This is a genomic window from Allofournierella massiliensis, from assembly GCF_004345265.1.
Classification (GTDB): Bacteria; Bacillota; Clostridia; order Oscillospirales; family Ruminococcaceae; genus Allofournierella; species Allofournierella massiliensis.
On the sequence record NZ_SLUM01000038.1, the window covers coordinates 13,963 to 26,788 of the forward strand.

Genomic DNA, 12,826 nt, shown 5'->3' on the forward strand with positions numbered 1-12,826 from the left:
TTTCACCAACCTTTTCCGACATTTTGGCCGGGGAAGCCTCGCAGCCACCCCGGCGGGTCTATCAAGTGTTCAGCTCAGCCAGCAGCTGGGCGGCCTTTTCTTCGGGGATAGTGAGCGCCTGGGTAACCAGGGCCGACCGATCGGGCGAAAGGGCACCGCCCAAAAGATGCTGCAGGAATGTCAGCACCACCTGTACTTGTGCGAAAGTCGCCATTGTGATTCCTCCTCTCATTCATGCCTGATTGTTTCCTAGTCACTGTCCGCCCTTGCCGCAGTCGCAGCCGCAAGCGCCTCGTTCCGGACCATCTCTTCGGTGATTTCGGCTTCTGTGGGCTGGCGGTGAAGCGCCCGCAAAAGGTCGCGTTCCGCCAGTTCGTGGCGGTGTAGGTTCCAACCTTCCAGCGTGTTGATACTCGGTCTTCCGCTTGTGGGTTCCTTCGGTGCATACACCGGCAAAGACTGGCCACGAAAGCGGTTAAATTCGCCGGTGAAGGTAATTCCCGGGATCTCTTCAATTTGAGGAGCATTCACAGCGCCTCACCTCCTTCCAGAACCGGCCCGGCGGCCAGGTAGCAGCCGGCGGCGCCGAGGCTCCACAGGATGCACAGCATGAGGCCGGGCACGATGCCCACAAGTCCTTCCACGATGGCCCCAAGCTGGCCCACGGTCAGCAGGGCATAGAACACAGTGGCGATGAGAAAAGCCGTCTGGCGGGCCTTTCCGGCGGCCCGCCGCCTGCGGTATGTAAGGTTCATTCCGCTGCGCCTCCTTCCTGCTGCTCGGCGATCTGGGCGGCGGTGCGCTGCCACAGCTCGGACAAGTCCACATCTGCGCCCAGGCTCTCGCCCTTGCGCACGGTGGTAACAGTGTAGCCCTGGGCGGCGAACTGCTGGGAAATCCAGCCCGCCGGGCGGATCCCAAGGCGGCCAAGTGCGCTGATCCGGCCGCTGTCCAGCACCACGGTTTCACGCTTTACGGTGCGGGGCTTCGGCTCCCGCTGGTCGATGTACTCCACCTCGTAGGCGGCCAGATTGATGGTCTTGAAAAATTTCATTGCTCATTCCTCCGTTTTCTGATAAACTGGGAGGGAAACAGGGCTTGTCAATTCTGTTTCCCATTTTTGCCGGTTGAGAAGTTGGCGCTTCTCAGCCGGCTTTTTTGTTGCCTGGGGCGCGGTCGAAAAAGTAACGGTGCCACTCCTCCGGCGGGATCTGCAGCACATCGGCAATGGCTTCGATCTGCCAGGCCGTGAAAGGTTGTCGGCCCTGCATCCGGCTGCTCAGGGTGCTTTCTGCCATCCCGGCCCGCCGGGCCACCTCTGCCTGAAGGATCTCCTTCTCCACCATTCTTACGCGCAGTGCTTTGAATAACATCGTTCATTCCTCCTGTCCGGCTTCGATCATGGCCAGTGCCCGGCGGTCGATGCAGAGCACCGGCCCATGGTCGGGGTGCGTTCTGCAAAATTCCATCATGCGGGCCGTGGCCTGCTCCGGGGTGTCGCCGGTCATGGCCGCGATCTGCTCGGCGTTGAAATACTCCTCTTCTCCGAACTCATTGCCCAGGGTGAGCCGCAGCCAGGCAAGCGCCCCGCTGTGGGGCAAGCCCCGGGCTTCGGCGCTGGCCAACAGATCCAGCAGCTTGTCCAGGCTCACGCCGTATTTGCGGTACCGCCGGGCGATAAGTTCCAGTTCGCTGTGTGCTTTCATGATTTCTCCTCTTCCTCCCTCCTGACTTCCGGGTCTTTGATGTACAGATATTGGGCGTAGGCGTTCAGCTTCTCCAAAGCAGCCAGACTGATTTGAGCGGTGATGCTGCCGATGTTCTGCCGGTATGCTGTGCGTTTGTCCGGGGAGTTCACTTGGCCGCCTCCTCTCTCAGGCTGCGCGCGATACTGAGCAGGGCGCAGCTCTTTGCTTCGTAGTCGTACCAAGCGCAATTGCTTTCAAGACAAGGGATGTCTTTAGCTTCGTTCTTCACAATCGCAGCCAATACACAATGTTTCGGCTGCTCCGCGCGGCTATCCGGGCAAGCCGGGTCACAGGGCAGCCCATCAATGGGGCAAATGGTCTCATTCATGGCTGTACCTCCCCATATTCGATGCCGCTGAAATCGTCAAAAGCTCCGGCGGGGGAGATGTACCCGCATTCATCGTGCACCATAGCGGAGACGTCCGTTGTTCCGTCCTGCCCTTCAATAAGAGCCAGGCACACAACGCGCTCACGAGTGCGGTAGGCGTGGCCGTCTGGGTCGTTCCCTTCAAGGATGGCCCACATATCAGCAGGCGCGGGGATGATCTGTAAAATTTTATCGTGCATGGTTTGCTCCTTTCTTTTTGGTGGCCGCTCTGATGGGCCTAGAAACGTTTTTAGTGGCTAGGGGTAAAGTTTATCGCCAAAGGGGCGAAAGCTGTTTTTGCCGTGGCTCCTGCTTGCGGAAACAGTCTTAAAACGTGCGCTCGCCCTACGGCCTACACTTCCACACCTTTGCGGGTTCTGTAATCTCTATCGGGGTCCGGAGCAATAATCAGCATGTGCGCCCCGGCGGCTTCGACAATCCGGCCAGACAGAGAGCTGTCAAACTTCGCTATTTCTGAGGGCGTCAGGTTGCTGGTGATAATTGTCGGGTTACGGTCATTGTCGTAGCGGGCGTTGATGATCTCGAAGGCCAGCTTCAGATCTCCGGTAGTGGGCTGCTTCTTGACTGCGTGCAGGAAGTCATCTAAGTACAGGATCTGGCAGCCCTTCAGTTCGTCCATAAGCCGCACATAGTCGGGAGTGTTCTGTGCTGCCTTCAGCTCGGCCATCAGATCCGGCCAGCTTCGGCCCTTTCCGCGGGCCCCGCCCTTCAGGATGTAATTGAACGCTCCGGCGGCCAGGTGCGTTTTACCGGCCCCCGGCTGGCCGCAGATGAAAAGGAATCCTTTCGGGTGCCGTGCATAATCGCAGGTGGATTTCAGAAGCGCGGTCTGCCATGCCTGATCGGCTCTGAAGTCGTTCAGGTTGAATTTGGCAAGCGATTTGCTCAACCCGGCGTTTTCCGTGTGTTTTCTGGTCTGGATGCGGCTTTGACAAGAGCAGGGGGCCCACTCTCCCTCGCCCCAGTCCTTCCAGACCCAGCCGCTGCCGTTGCAGTGAGGGCACTGATTTTGCGGGAAACGTTTGCTGTCCCATATATTCATCCGCCGGGTTTTGTCCTGGTTCCATTCCTCATACGATGAGCCCGACGTGGGCATACGGGTCATAGGGTGCGTTGTCATCTCCAATCGGCTTTTCCTCCTTCCTTTCGGATCCACTACCGTTTTTCCTTTCGTTAGCTTCCCATCTACGCACGGTTGCTTTCCAGTCCTTCATTTTTGTTTTGCCAACCATCCAACCGTTGGAATCGTAGTAGTCCACAAAGTACTGGGAATCTATGCCGTTTCCGCGCTCCAGACAATAGGCCCTGACCTCTTCCACAGAAGGAGGAACGAAAGCGCATGTTTTGGGCGGCTTGTCCGCCGGGGTTCCCCCTGGAACCCCCTCTATATTCTCCTTCTCCTTCGTCTTTGTCCTTGTCTTCGTCTTTTTCTTTGTCTTTGTATTGGTAGCGTTCGAATACGATTGATTGCGCTCGTATTCGTTTGAATACCGCTTCATAACATTTTCACGGTTACGCTCGCATTTCGCTGCATATTTTTTGGACTCTCGGTCAATCTGTTCGCGCATTACCGGAAAGACAAACCGTTCATTTCCGTCGAGATGTGGTGCATCTCCGGTTTGGCTGTAAATCAGCAATGCGGTGAACAGTCGCCCGCGTTCTGCATCGTTCAGCGGCTCCATAGCAGCCAGATAGCTGTGGTATGCGCAGAAATATTCTCTTGCCATGTCGCTGCCTCTCACTGAGCTGAAATGCCAGGGCCATGCACAGGCCCGCTGGGTTTCTGTTGAATCTCGCTGTAAATCTCAGCCTTCAGCGCCATAAGCGCCTTGAATTCATCTGGATTACGCTGCTCCAAAGGGGTGCATATGTACCGCTCGGCCCGATCCAGATATTCTAGGATCTTCTTGTCAGTATTCATTGCTTTACATCCTCCATGATCTCGGCCACGTCCACGCCCAGAGCGCGGGCGATTTTGCTGCCCATTTGGTCGCTGCACTGCATTCCCTTCTTTACGTTGTAGATGGACGTATTGGAAATACCTGCTGTAGCGGCCACTTGCTTCGCTGTCACGCCCTTACGAATAAGGAGTACAGCAAACTTTTCACGGTCTATGCGCATATTCTCACCTCCAAATAACCAATATATTGGTTTCTATGGTGAAATTATAACCACTAAATTAGTTATTGTCAACACCATTATTGATAATTTATTGGTTATATGATATATTGAAAACGAGGTGATCGCATTGGAACTTGGAGAATTTATCCGATCAATAAGAGTTCAAAAAGGCTTAACACAAATCCAATTAGCAGAAAATGCAGGTGTTTCAGTAAATACAATTCGCTTATATGAAGCTGATAGAGTATCACCAAAAGCGGTAACATTGGAACAAATTGCAAAAGCTCTCGGCTTTTCTGACCTAGAAGATCTTTTGTATTTTTTGAACAGATCTACCACACCTGAAACAGAAAAGATATTCGATAAATCCACTCCTATGAGTAAAAAAATATCAATTTCTAGAAATGCTATGAACCTTAGCCAAGAGGAAGTGGATGCTTTATGCGGCTTCCCGGAAGGAACTGTGCAAAAGTACGAAAATGAATTGATGGAACCTTCATGGGATCGTCTGCAAAAATTATCGACAGCACTGCAAGTTCCGCTCTTTGCGCTATCAGACAAAGACATAAATTTGCTGAAACTTATTGATTCTGCTCGGTTACAAATTCAAAAAGCCCAGAAAAGAAACGAATCTCTAGTGGAGTGGGACAGCGCTAACAATCTATATGAAGAGCTTGAGGCAAGCCAATCGACTATGCATTTGCCCGAGCGAAAGGATTTGACCCTTCGCATTGTACAAGCTGCATCTCAACTTAATGACATCGGTAAAGCTATCGCTGTGCAGCGTATCAAAGAATTAGCAGAGATCCCCCGCTACCAAGCCAAGCCAACCGCAGAACCCACAAACCCCACCCCAGAGGGAAATGATCCCCCCAAAGAGTAAAACCCCGCCACAGGCCCAGCCAGGGGCCGCAGAGCGCGCGGGAAGCTGCCCGCCATCTGGGCAACTGGCGATGTTGCCGAAATTATCGGCAATATACGGAGCCTGTCGCACCGGTGCGAAAACCTCAAAAAGCCTTAAATTCCCGGAGCCTTTGCCGGTATCACCGATGCCGCCGGACCCGCGCGGATATCCACGCGCCATGCTTGCAAAATCAGTTTCGTCCCGGCGGAGCAGCATTTTGTAACACGATACGCGCGGGAGTCGTCCAAAATTTGGACAACTCGAAGCAGCTCCACCGGCGTCCGAAATTCGGACCCCGGCCAGCCGATCGGCCGCTGCACCGTTGTCGCACGGTGCGACAGCGGTACCAGTGCGACAAATTGTCGCATCGGTGGGGTAGCTTAAAGCGACCCCGTCCCAGGGCAAAAAGGGGGGGTAGCGAAACGTGACCCCCTTTGCGGGCATCGCAAATTGCGAAGGGCAGAATGGGGGCGGTAAACCGCCGACCCCTTGCCGCATCGATGGCAGCAAGGAGGTTGCGACATTTTGTCGCAACCATGCAGCCAGATCAGGGCAGAGATAAGCCAGGCTTATACCAGCCGCCGGGCCGGAGCTGATCGGCAAGCAATGCTTTCTTGGCCAAGTCCTGCGAAAACGGCGCTTGCCGGGAATCTCCCAGACCCTTGGATCATCACATTGTGATGGCTGCGCGTTTCTCCGAAACGCTATGGAAGATAGGCCCGGAGGGACCCCGGCCTTTGCAGCTGGGGACGGCTCATTCCTGGAAAGGTAGCGAAAGCCGGTGGTTTTCCCGCTGAGTTCTACTTTTCGCCGCCCAGAACTGCAACTCGCTGGATTTCCGACCAGACAAAAAAGAAAAGCCCCCGGCGGCTGCCGGAGGCGGGAAAGGAAAAAGCTATGAAGATCTTCACCATAATCGGCGGCGTGAACGGCTGCGGAAAATCCAGCCTTACCGGATCCCTGAAGGCCGAGCGCACCGATCTGGGCATTATCGTAGACCCGGACAAGCTCACCGCTGAGCTGGGCGGGGATGAATACGAGGGCGGCAAGCTGGCCGTGGATAAGCTGGAGAAGGCCCTGGCCGATGGGGTTAGCTTTACCCAGGAAACCACCCTTTCCGGCGGCTATACCCGCAAGCTGGCCCGCCGGGCCAAAGAGGCCGGATACTACATCCGCCTGTATTACATCGGGCTGGACACCGTGCAGGAGAGCCTCCAGCGCATCCAGAACCGCGTCCGCAAGGGCGGGCATGATATTCCTCAGAAGGATGTGGAAAGCCGTTTTGCCCACCGCTTTGCCGATGTGGCGAAGGTGTTGCCCTACTGCGACGAGGCCCGCTTCTTCGACAATGACAACGGCTTTGTGCTGGTGGCCGAGTACCGGAACGGCGAGATCCTGCCCATTGGCAGCCGCCGGCCGGAATGGCTGGTACAGCTGATGGCCGGAATGGAATAACCCGCAACAACGAAAAAAAGCCGCCCTCTGCGCCAACAGAGAACGGCCTTTTGATAGACAGCTTACCCCAAAGGGATAATGCAGCCCGAACACCTGTATTATAACCTTTTTGAGGTGGGCTTGTCAAAGTGCACTTCAAGGAGGTTTATTTTTATGGAGAAACGCACAAACACCGCGTCCTGGGACGAGAAGAACCGCCGCTGGCGGATCAGTGTGCAGCGAGACGGTCAGCGCCGCAGCTTCTACAGCTCCACTCCCGGGCGCACCGGTCAGAGGGAGGCCAACGCCAAGGCAGACCGCTGGCTGGAATCCGGGGTGAATGCTGCTGGCGCCACGGTGGCCAGCGTCTACCCGGAATGGATCAAGCGGCTGCAAACCACCACCAGCGCATCCAACTGGCGGCCCATCGACAGCCGGTGGCGGAAGTGGATCAATCCGGCCATCGGGGGCAAAAAGCTGGATCGGATCACGGAGCAAAACCTGCAGGACATTGTGGACGCTGCCTTCGCCGCGGGTCTTTCCAAGAAGACGCTCACTTCCATGTGCTGCGATCTGCGGTCCTTCTTCAAATTTTGCCGCCGATCCAAGCTGACCACCTTCAGCCCCGAAGATCTTACCATCCCCGCCGGGGCCAGAAACAAGGGCAAAGAGATCCTTCAGCCCGCCGACCTGGTGAAGCTTTTCAACATCGACACCACCACCCGCTGGGGCAAGCGTGTGCCGGAGGAATATATCCACGCATACCGGGTGCAGGTTCTTACCGGCCTTCGTCCCGGGGAGCTGCTGGGGCTGGAATGGGCAGATCTGAAGGGACACACCCTCCATGTGCAGAGATCCATCAACTGCCGGGGCGAGGTGACCAAAGGCAAGAACGAAAATGCTGTGCGCAGTGTGCAGCTGCCTGATCTGGCCTTTGCCGAGATTCAGGCGCAGCGGGCCATGACCGGCCACAGCAAGCAGATCTTCGGGATCAGCAACCAGCAGAACTACGCCAAACGCTGGGCCGTGTACTGCGCGGCCAACGGTCTCACCCCGGTTTCCCCGTATGAGCTGCGCCACACCTTCGTTTCCATCGCCCAGGTGCTGCCGGAGGGACAGGTAAAACGCCTGGTTGGCCACAGCCGAAGCATGGACACTTTCGGTATTTACGGCCATAGCGTGAATGGCCAGGATGAGCAGGCCGCCGACACTCTGGGTAGCGTCTTTTCTTCGCTGCTGAGCCGTCAGGCATAACACACCCGGTAACACACTCTCGCTTTTTCTCCTGTGAAGAGAATCTCCCGGCGGCCTTGATTCTTCGTGAAAATCGGGCTGAGACGCGGTTTTTCACACCTCTATTTTCCCTGATAAAAGGCCGCTTTCTGGTTCGATTCCCATCATCTGCTCCATCCAGAAAAGCCCGGCTTTTACAACCGGGTTTTTCTGTTTCCTGCTTTTCTTTTTGGCCGGTACAAAGGGCTTCATGGGCGGCCGAAAAATTTTTTCAAAAAAATTCAAAAAAGCTCTTGCATTTTCTAGAATGCGTGATATAATAAAACACGTCGCTGAGGTACAGCACCGATGCGAAAGAGAATATGCGGATGTGGCGGAATTGGCAGACGCGCTAGATTCAGGTTCTAGTGGTAGCGATACCGTGGGGGTTCAAGTCCCTTCATCCGCACCAAAAACCCGGCTCAATGAGCCGGGTTTTTCTTTTGTCTTTACGCAGCGCTCTGCCAAAGAATTACTCAGCCAGCTTCCATACCATTACCGATGCCGCCCCGGAACGGCTGGTCACATTACTGTTGTAATGCAATCGCAGCACCATGGGCTCCGTGCCGGTCAGCAACAGGAAATTGGCGCCACCCGCCGTTACAAGCGGGGCAGCGGTTTTGGCATAAACCCCATAAGCAAGCCGTGGGCTTCCCTGTTGCGATGGGGTAACCTGAAAATACCCCTCCTTTTCCAGCACTGCGGATACCGTGTACCAGACAGCATATCTGCCCTGCTCCAACTGAATACGGGTCTCATCCACCAACCGGATCTGACCGGTCTCATCTGCCATGCCGGTCACCAGCGGAATGGGCTTACCATTTTCGAACCGCCGTTCAAAGGCAAAAAAGGATGCCGCCGCCAGAACGCTGTTTTCGCCCGGCTGACCGGTTTCCCCCTGTGGCCCCCGCTCGCCTTGCGGCCCTTGCTCTCCCTGCGGCCCCCGGCAACAGCAACCGCACGGGCGGGGCCTCGGGCAGCTGCGCCCTTCCTCCCCGCTTTTTTGACTGGATTGATCCCATTTCATTTTTCCTCCCCCCTTTCTGCTTCAGCCTATGCAGCAGATGGCTCTCTGGTGTAAAGTGCCCTCTTTTCCCCGCTGCGGAAATATGCTATGATGAATCCAGTTCGGCCACCATACCGATAATTTCCCAGTTTTCCAGCAAGGAGAATCGTTATGAAACAGTTTTTGAAAGAGTTTAAAGAATTTGCCATGCGTGGCAATGTGATCGACATGGCCGTAGGTGTTGTGGTAGGCGGTGCATTCAGCAAAATCGTAACCAGCCTTGTGAATGATATCGTAATGCCGCTGATCAGCCTTGCCACCGGTCAGGTGAACTTTACCGTACTTTCCTATGTGTTCCACTCGGGCGACAACGAGGTGGTACTGACCTACGGCAACTTCATTCAAACAGTGGTGGAATTTGTCATCCTTGCATTCTGCGTGTTCTGCGCCGTGAAGCTGATGACCAAACTGCGCATTGAAAAGAAAAAAGAGGAAGCCAAAGCTCCCGCGGCACCTCCTGCTCCCACCAGCGAGGAACTGCTGACCGAAATTCGCGACCTGCTCCGGGCGCAGGCCGGCCAGAATTCCACTCCCGAAAGCTGATTTTGTTTCTTTTTCCCCTGCTGCCCATAAAAGCAGGGGAATTTTTATTTCCTTTGTAAAATTAGCCCGGAATCACACTTTACTTTTCATCCGTTACGCTTTATCCTTATAATATAGAAGCAAAAAGGCCCTGCTGCGGCGGGGCCAATTTTTCAGGGAGCGTTATTTTTATGAATGAACAACCAATTGTATTCTGCAAGGGTGGCGGATGCACTGCCAAACTGGGCCCCGGCGCATTGGCCCATGTGCTGGACAAACTTCCTCCCTTTACCGATCCCAATCTGCTGGTAGGCTTCGACCATTCGGACGATGCCGCGGTGTACAGGCTCACCGATGACATTGCCATGGTACAAACGCTGGATTTCTTCCCGCCCATGGTGGAGGATCCGTATATTTTCGGCCAGATTGCGGCTGCCAACGCCCTCAGCGATATTTACGCCATGGGCGGCACGGTAAAAACCGCGCTGAATATCGTGTGTTTCCCCGAGAAAATGGATCTGAACATTCTGGGCCGCATCCTGCAGGGTGGCGCGGAGAAGGTACGGGAGGCCGGTGGTGTGCTGGCAGGCGGCCATTCCATCGCGGACAGCGACGTGAAATACGGCCTGTCGGTCACCGGCATCATCCACCCGGACAAGGTGCTGGAAAACAACGCCTGCTGCCCGGATGATGTTCTGATCCTTACCAAGCCACTGGGGGTGGGCATCGTGTGTACCGCCGACCGGGTGGGCCAGGCCAGCGAAGAAGCGATGGCCGCTGCCATTACCAGTATGACCACACTGAACAAGTATGCCGCCGAAGCTCTGGCGCCCTTTGCGCCCCACGCCTGCACCGACGTGACCGGCTTTGGCCTGCTGGGCCACCTGAACAAGATGCTGGCCAGCCGCTGCGGGGCGCAGCTGCACTGGAAGGCGCTGCCCCGCATTCCCGAGGCGCTGGACTATGCGGACGAATTTTTGCTGACTGCCGCTGCTCAGCGCAACCGGAACCATCTGGAAGGCAAGGTGGAGTTCCAGAACATCCCCTTTGCGGCGGAGGAGCTGCTCTTCGACCCCCAGACCTCCGGCGGACTGCTGGTAAGTCTGCCTGCTGACCGGGCGGACGAAGCTCTGGCCGCTGTGCAGGCTTTGGGGCTTGGCTGCGGCATTATCGGCCGGGTAACCCGCGAGCATCCGGGCATCATTTGCGTCACGGAGTGACCACCTCTATCCCCTATTCACAATTTACTTCTCACCGGAATCGAGGTTTTATAACATGCAATATCAGGTAAACGCCATGGGCAAGCCCTGCCCCATCCCCGTTGTGGAAACCAAAAAAGTGCTGGCAAAAATGACCGCTGGCGACAGCGTGACCGTATCGGTGGACAACCCCATTGCGGTACAGAATCTGTTGAAGATGGCTGGTCAGAAGCAGCTGGCCGCCGAAAGCCGCACACTGGCATCCGATCATTATGAAGTGGTGCTGGCTCTGACCGAAGAGAGCCTTGCCGCCGCCCAGGCTGCCGAGCCTGCTCCCGCCTGCATCCCGGACGCCCGGGCAAAAGGCACCGTGGTAGTGCTGGCCAGCGACGAGATGGGCAGTGGTGACCCGGTGCTGGGCAAGGCGCTGATGAAAGCCTTCGTTTACGCTCTCACCGAACAGGACACCCTGCCGGACACTATTCTTTTATACAACGGCGGCGCGAAGCTGTCGGTGGAGGGCGCGGCCACACTGGCCGACCTGAAACTGCTGGAAAGCCAGGGCGTGGAGATCATGACCTGCGGCACCTGCCTGAACCACTACGGTCTGACCGAACAGCTGGCAGTGGGCAGCGTGACCAACATGTACGCCATTGCGGAGAAGCTGATGGGTGCGGCCCGGGTGATTCGGCCGTGATTTATCTGGACAACGCGGCCACCAGCCTGCATCGGCCCGCCTGTGTGGTGCAGGCTGTAACCGAGGCCCTGAACGGCTTGGGCAACTGCGGCCGGTGCGCCCACTCGGCCAGCCTGGCCGCCGGGCGCACCATTCACGAAGCCCGCAGCCGTATTGACAGGCTGTTCCACGGCTACGGCCCGGCTCAGGTGGCCTTCACCGTCAATTCCACCGCGGCGCTGAACCTTGCCCTTTCCAGCCTGCTGGCGGGCGGCGGCCATGCCATCACCACCGCGCTGGAGCACAACAGCGTGCTGCGCCCGCTTTACCGCAGCGGAGCGGAACTGACCATTCTGCCCGCGGATGCAAACGGTCAGCTTTTGCTGGACGGACTGGAAGCTGCCTTTCGGCCGGACACAAAACTGGTGGTCTGCACCCATGCATCCAACGTGACCGGAGATCTTGTGGACATTGCACACATCGGGGCGGTATGTGCCGCCCACGGTGTGCCCTTTGTGATGGATGCCTCCCAGACGGCGGGCTGCTTTGCCATCGACATGCAGGCGGCGCACATTGACGTGCTCTGCTTCACCGGCCACAAAAGCCTGCTGGGGCCGCAGGGCACCGGCGGATTGTGTGTGTCGCCAAAGCTCCGGCTTGCACCACTTTGCGTGGGCGGCAGCGGGGTGCACAGCTTTGATCGGGAGCACCCCAGCCAGATGCCCACCGCCCTGGAAGCCGGCACGCTGAACGGACACGGCATTGCCGGGCTTGCCGCCGCACTGGAATGGCTGGAGGAAACCGGGCTGAACACCATCCGCCGCCGGGAACAGGCGCTGGCCGACCGGTTTTACCGGGGCGTGAAGGACCTGCCGGGTGTAAAGTGTTACGGAGATTTTTCCGTCAAAGAGCGCTCCCCCATCGTGGCGCTGAATCTGGGCGACTGGGACTCAGCGCTGGTGAGCGACGAACTGGCCCAGCGGTTCGGCATTCTCACCCGACCGGGGGCCCACTGTGCCCCGCTGATTCACAAGGCAATGGGCACTGTGGAGCAGGGTGCTGTGCGGTTCAGCTTCGGCTATTTTAACACGGAAGAAGAAGTGGACACAGCCATTCGCGCTGTGGAAACCCTTTGCATGGAGGACGCATGAGACCCAGAAGCTTACAGCTTGTGATCGCCTTCGACACCACCGCGGCGGCCCTCGCCTTTGAGGCGGCGGCTCCGGCGGCAGGGCTGACCGGGCGATTGATCCCGGTGCCCACTGCCATCACGGCAGGGTGCGGCCTTGCCTGGCGGGATGACCCGGCCAGTCGGAACGCAGCCCGCGCCCTGCTGGAACAGGAGGGCATTGCCGGGGCCAGCCTGTACGAGCTGGTGATTTGAGTCAGGACCCCCGGCAAAGCCGGTGGCTTGAGTAAGCCCTAGAAGGGCATAATACTAGCAAAGCCCCTTAAGGGGCCACGAATGGGTCTGCCAACTGCATTCCTGTCTCGTG

The 12,826-nt window shown here is 56.9% G+C and carries 23 protein-coding genes and 1 tRNA gene; 9 read left to right on the forward strand and 15 right to left on the reverse strand.

The features are described from left to right. Window positions 1-61 precede the first annotated feature (61 nt). The 13 genes from EDD77_RS18180 to EDD77_RS16275 all read right to left on the reverse strand — a co-directional run bounded on the left by EDD77_RS18180 (window position 62) and on the right by EDD77_RS16275 (window position 4,257). A complete protein-coding gene (locus tag EDD77_RS18180; RefSeq protein WP_156417389.1) occupies window positions 62-214 on the reverse strand; it encodes a hypothetical protein in 153 nt (50 codons plus the stop codon). A gap of 35 nt (window positions 215-249) precedes the next feature. Continuing rightward, a complete protein-coding gene (locus EDD77_RS16225) occupies window positions 250-531 on the reverse strand; it encodes a hypothetical protein (protein ID WP_058966518.1) in 282 nt (93 codons plus the stop codon). Beyond that, entirely contained in the window at window positions 528-755 is a 228-nt protein-coding gene (locus tag EDD77_RS16230) for a hypothetical protein (protein ID WP_058966520.1), read from the reverse strand. The genes EDD77_RS16225 and EDD77_RS16230 overlap by 4 nt, the downstream gene beginning before the upstream one ends. Then, window positions 752-1,054 (reverse strand): hypothetical protein, encoded by a 303-nt coding sequence (locus EDD77_RS16235; protein ID WP_058966522.1) that lies wholly within the window; start codon window positions 1,052-1,054, stop codon window positions 752-754. Before EDD77_RS16235 ends, EDD77_RS16230 begins: the two co-directional genes overlap by 4 nt. A gap of 91 nt (window positions 1,055-1,145) precedes the next feature. After that, the gene (locus EDD77_RS16240) at window positions 1,146-1,373 is read right to left on the reverse strand and encodes a helix-turn-helix domain-containing protein (protein WP_058966524.1); all 228 of its coding nucleotides are present in this window, start codon (window positions 1,371-1,373) and stop codon (window positions 1,146-1,148) included. A gap of 3 nt (window positions 1,374-1,376) precedes the next feature. Beyond that, window positions 1,377-1,706, reverse strand: coding sequence for a hypothetical protein (locus EDD77_RS16245; protein WP_058966526.1), 330 nt, complete (start codon window positions 1,704-1,706; stop codon window positions 1,377-1,379). Further along, a complete protein-coding gene (locus EDD77_RS18185) occupies window positions 1,703-1,858 on the reverse strand; it encodes a hypothetical protein (protein WP_156417390.1) in 156 nt (51 codons plus the stop codon). Before EDD77_RS18185 ends, EDD77_RS16245 begins: the two co-directional genes overlap by 4 nt. Further along, entirely contained in the window at window positions 1,855-2,076 is a 222-nt protein-coding gene (locus EDD77_RS16250) for a hypothetical protein (protein WP_058966528.1), read from the reverse strand. Before EDD77_RS16250 ends, EDD77_RS18185 begins: the two co-directional genes overlap by 4 nt. Continuing rightward, window positions 2,073-2,315 (reverse strand): hypothetical protein, encoded by a 243-nt coding sequence (locus tag EDD77_RS16255; protein ID WP_058966530.1) that lies wholly within the window; start codon window positions 2,313-2,315, stop codon window positions 2,073-2,075. Before EDD77_RS16255 ends, EDD77_RS16250 begins: the two co-directional genes overlap by 4 nt. Window positions 2,316-2,467: 152 nt before the next feature. Beyond that, window positions 2,468-3,256, reverse strand: coding sequence for an ATP-binding protein (locus EDD77_RS16260; RefSeq protein WP_242868494.1), 789 nt, complete (start codon window positions 3,254-3,256; stop codon window positions 2,468-2,470). Continuing rightward, on the reverse strand, window positions 3,207-3,863 hold the full coding sequence (locus EDD77_RS16265; RefSeq protein ID WP_058966534.1) for a DUF6291 domain-containing protein: 657 nt from the start codon (window positions 3,861-3,863) through the stop codon (window positions 3,207-3,209). Before EDD77_RS16265 ends, EDD77_RS16260 begins: the two co-directional genes overlap by 50 nt. Before the next feature lie 11 nt (window positions 3,864-3,874). After that, window positions 3,875-4,057, reverse strand: coding sequence for a hypothetical protein (locus EDD77_RS16270; RefSeq protein WP_058966536.1), 183 nt, complete (start codon window positions 4,055-4,057; stop codon window positions 3,875-3,877). Beyond that, a complete protein-coding gene (locus EDD77_RS16275) occupies window positions 4,054-4,257 on the reverse strand; it encodes a helix-turn-helix domain-containing protein (protein ID WP_058966538.1) in 204 nt (67 codons plus the stop codon). The genes EDD77_RS16270 and EDD77_RS16275 overlap by 4 nt, the downstream gene beginning before the upstream one ends. A 127-nt stretch (window positions 4,258-4,384) precedes the next feature. Between EDD77_RS16275 and EDD77_RS16280 the strand changes: the two genes are divergently transcribed. The 3 genes from EDD77_RS16280 to EDD77_RS16290 all read left to right on the forward strand — a co-directional run bounded on the left by EDD77_RS16280 (window position 4,385) and on the right by EDD77_RS16290 (window position 7,849). Then, window positions 4,385-5,140 (forward strand): helix-turn-helix domain-containing protein, encoded by a 756-nt coding sequence (locus EDD77_RS16280; RefSeq protein WP_077138617.1) that lies wholly within the window; start codon window positions 4,385-4,387, stop codon window positions 5,138-5,140. Between the two features lie 918 nt (window positions 5,141-6,058). Beyond that, window positions 6,059-6,616: a zeta toxin family protein gene (locus EDD77_RS16285; RefSeq protein WP_058966542.1), complete on the forward strand. Its 558-nt coding sequence runs from the start codon at window positions 6,059-6,061 to the stop codon at window positions 6,614-6,616. Between the two features lie 153 nt (window positions 6,617-6,769). Further along, a complete protein-coding gene (locus tag EDD77_RS16290; protein WP_058966544.1) occupies window positions 6,770-7,849 on the forward strand; it encodes a site-specific integrase in 1,080 nt (359 codons plus the stop codon). 93 nt (window positions 7,850-7,942) lie between these two features. Here the strand turns inward: EDD77_RS16290 and EDD77_RS18190 are convergent, their stop codons facing one another. Further along, a complete protein-coding gene (locus EDD77_RS18190; RefSeq protein ID WP_172733336.1) occupies window positions 7,943-8,113 on the reverse strand; it encodes a hypothetical protein in 171 nt (56 codons plus the stop codon). Window positions 8,114-8,192: 79 nt separating this feature from the next. Here EDD77_RS18190 and EDD77_RS16295 point away from each other — a divergent pair. Continuing rightward, a tRNA-Leu gene (locus tag EDD77_RS16295) sits at window positions 8,193-8,279 on the forward strand. Window positions 8,280-8,339: 60 nt separating this feature from the next. On the opposite strand, the gene EDD77_RS16300 is transcribed toward EDD77_RS16295, so the two are convergent. Next, the gene (locus EDD77_RS16300) at window positions 8,340-8,894 is read right to left on the reverse strand and encodes a collagen-like protein (RefSeq protein WP_058966546.1); all 555 of its coding nucleotides are present in this window, start codon (window positions 8,892-8,894) and stop codon (window positions 8,340-8,342) included. 150 nt (window positions 8,895-9,044) lie between these two features. Here EDD77_RS16300 and mscL point away from each other — a divergent pair, with 150 nt between their 5' ends. The 5 genes from mscL to EDD77_RS16325 all read left to right on the forward strand — a co-directional run bounded on the left by mscL (window position 9,045) and on the right by EDD77_RS16325 (window position 12,714). Then, window positions 9,045-9,476 (forward strand): large-conductance mechanosensitive channel protein MscL, encoded by a 432-nt coding sequence (mscL, locus tag EDD77_RS16305; protein WP_058966548.1) that lies wholly within the window; start codon window positions 9,045-9,047, stop codon window positions 9,474-9,476. 170 nt (window positions 9,477-9,646) lie between these two features. Beyond that, on the forward strand, window positions 9,647-10,675 hold the full coding sequence (gene selD, locus EDD77_RS16310; RefSeq protein ID WP_058966550.1) for a selenide, water dikinase SelD: 1,029 nt from the start codon (window positions 9,647-9,649) through the stop codon (window positions 10,673-10,675). Window positions 10,676-10,730: 55 nt separating this feature from the next. Continuing rightward, window positions 10,731-11,351: a sulfurtransferase-like selenium metabolism protein YedF gene (gene yedF / locus EDD77_RS16315; protein WP_058966552.1), complete on the forward strand. Its 621-nt coding sequence runs from the start codon at window positions 10,731-10,733 to the stop codon at window positions 11,349-11,351. Next, entirely contained in the window at window positions 11,348-12,481 is a 1,134-nt protein-coding gene (locus EDD77_RS16320; protein WP_058966554.1) for an aminotransferase class V-fold PLP-dependent enzyme, read from the forward strand. Before yedF ends, EDD77_RS16320 begins: the two co-directional genes overlap by 4 nt. Further along, window positions 12,478-12,714, forward strand: a complete 237-nt coding sequence (locus tag EDD77_RS16325) for a DUF3343 domain-containing protein (protein WP_058966556.1) — start codon at window positions 12,478-12,480, stop codon at window positions 12,712-12,714. Before EDD77_RS16320 ends, EDD77_RS16325 begins: the two co-directional genes overlap by 4 nt. The last annotated feature ends 112 nt before the right edge of the window (window positions 12,715-12,826 follow it).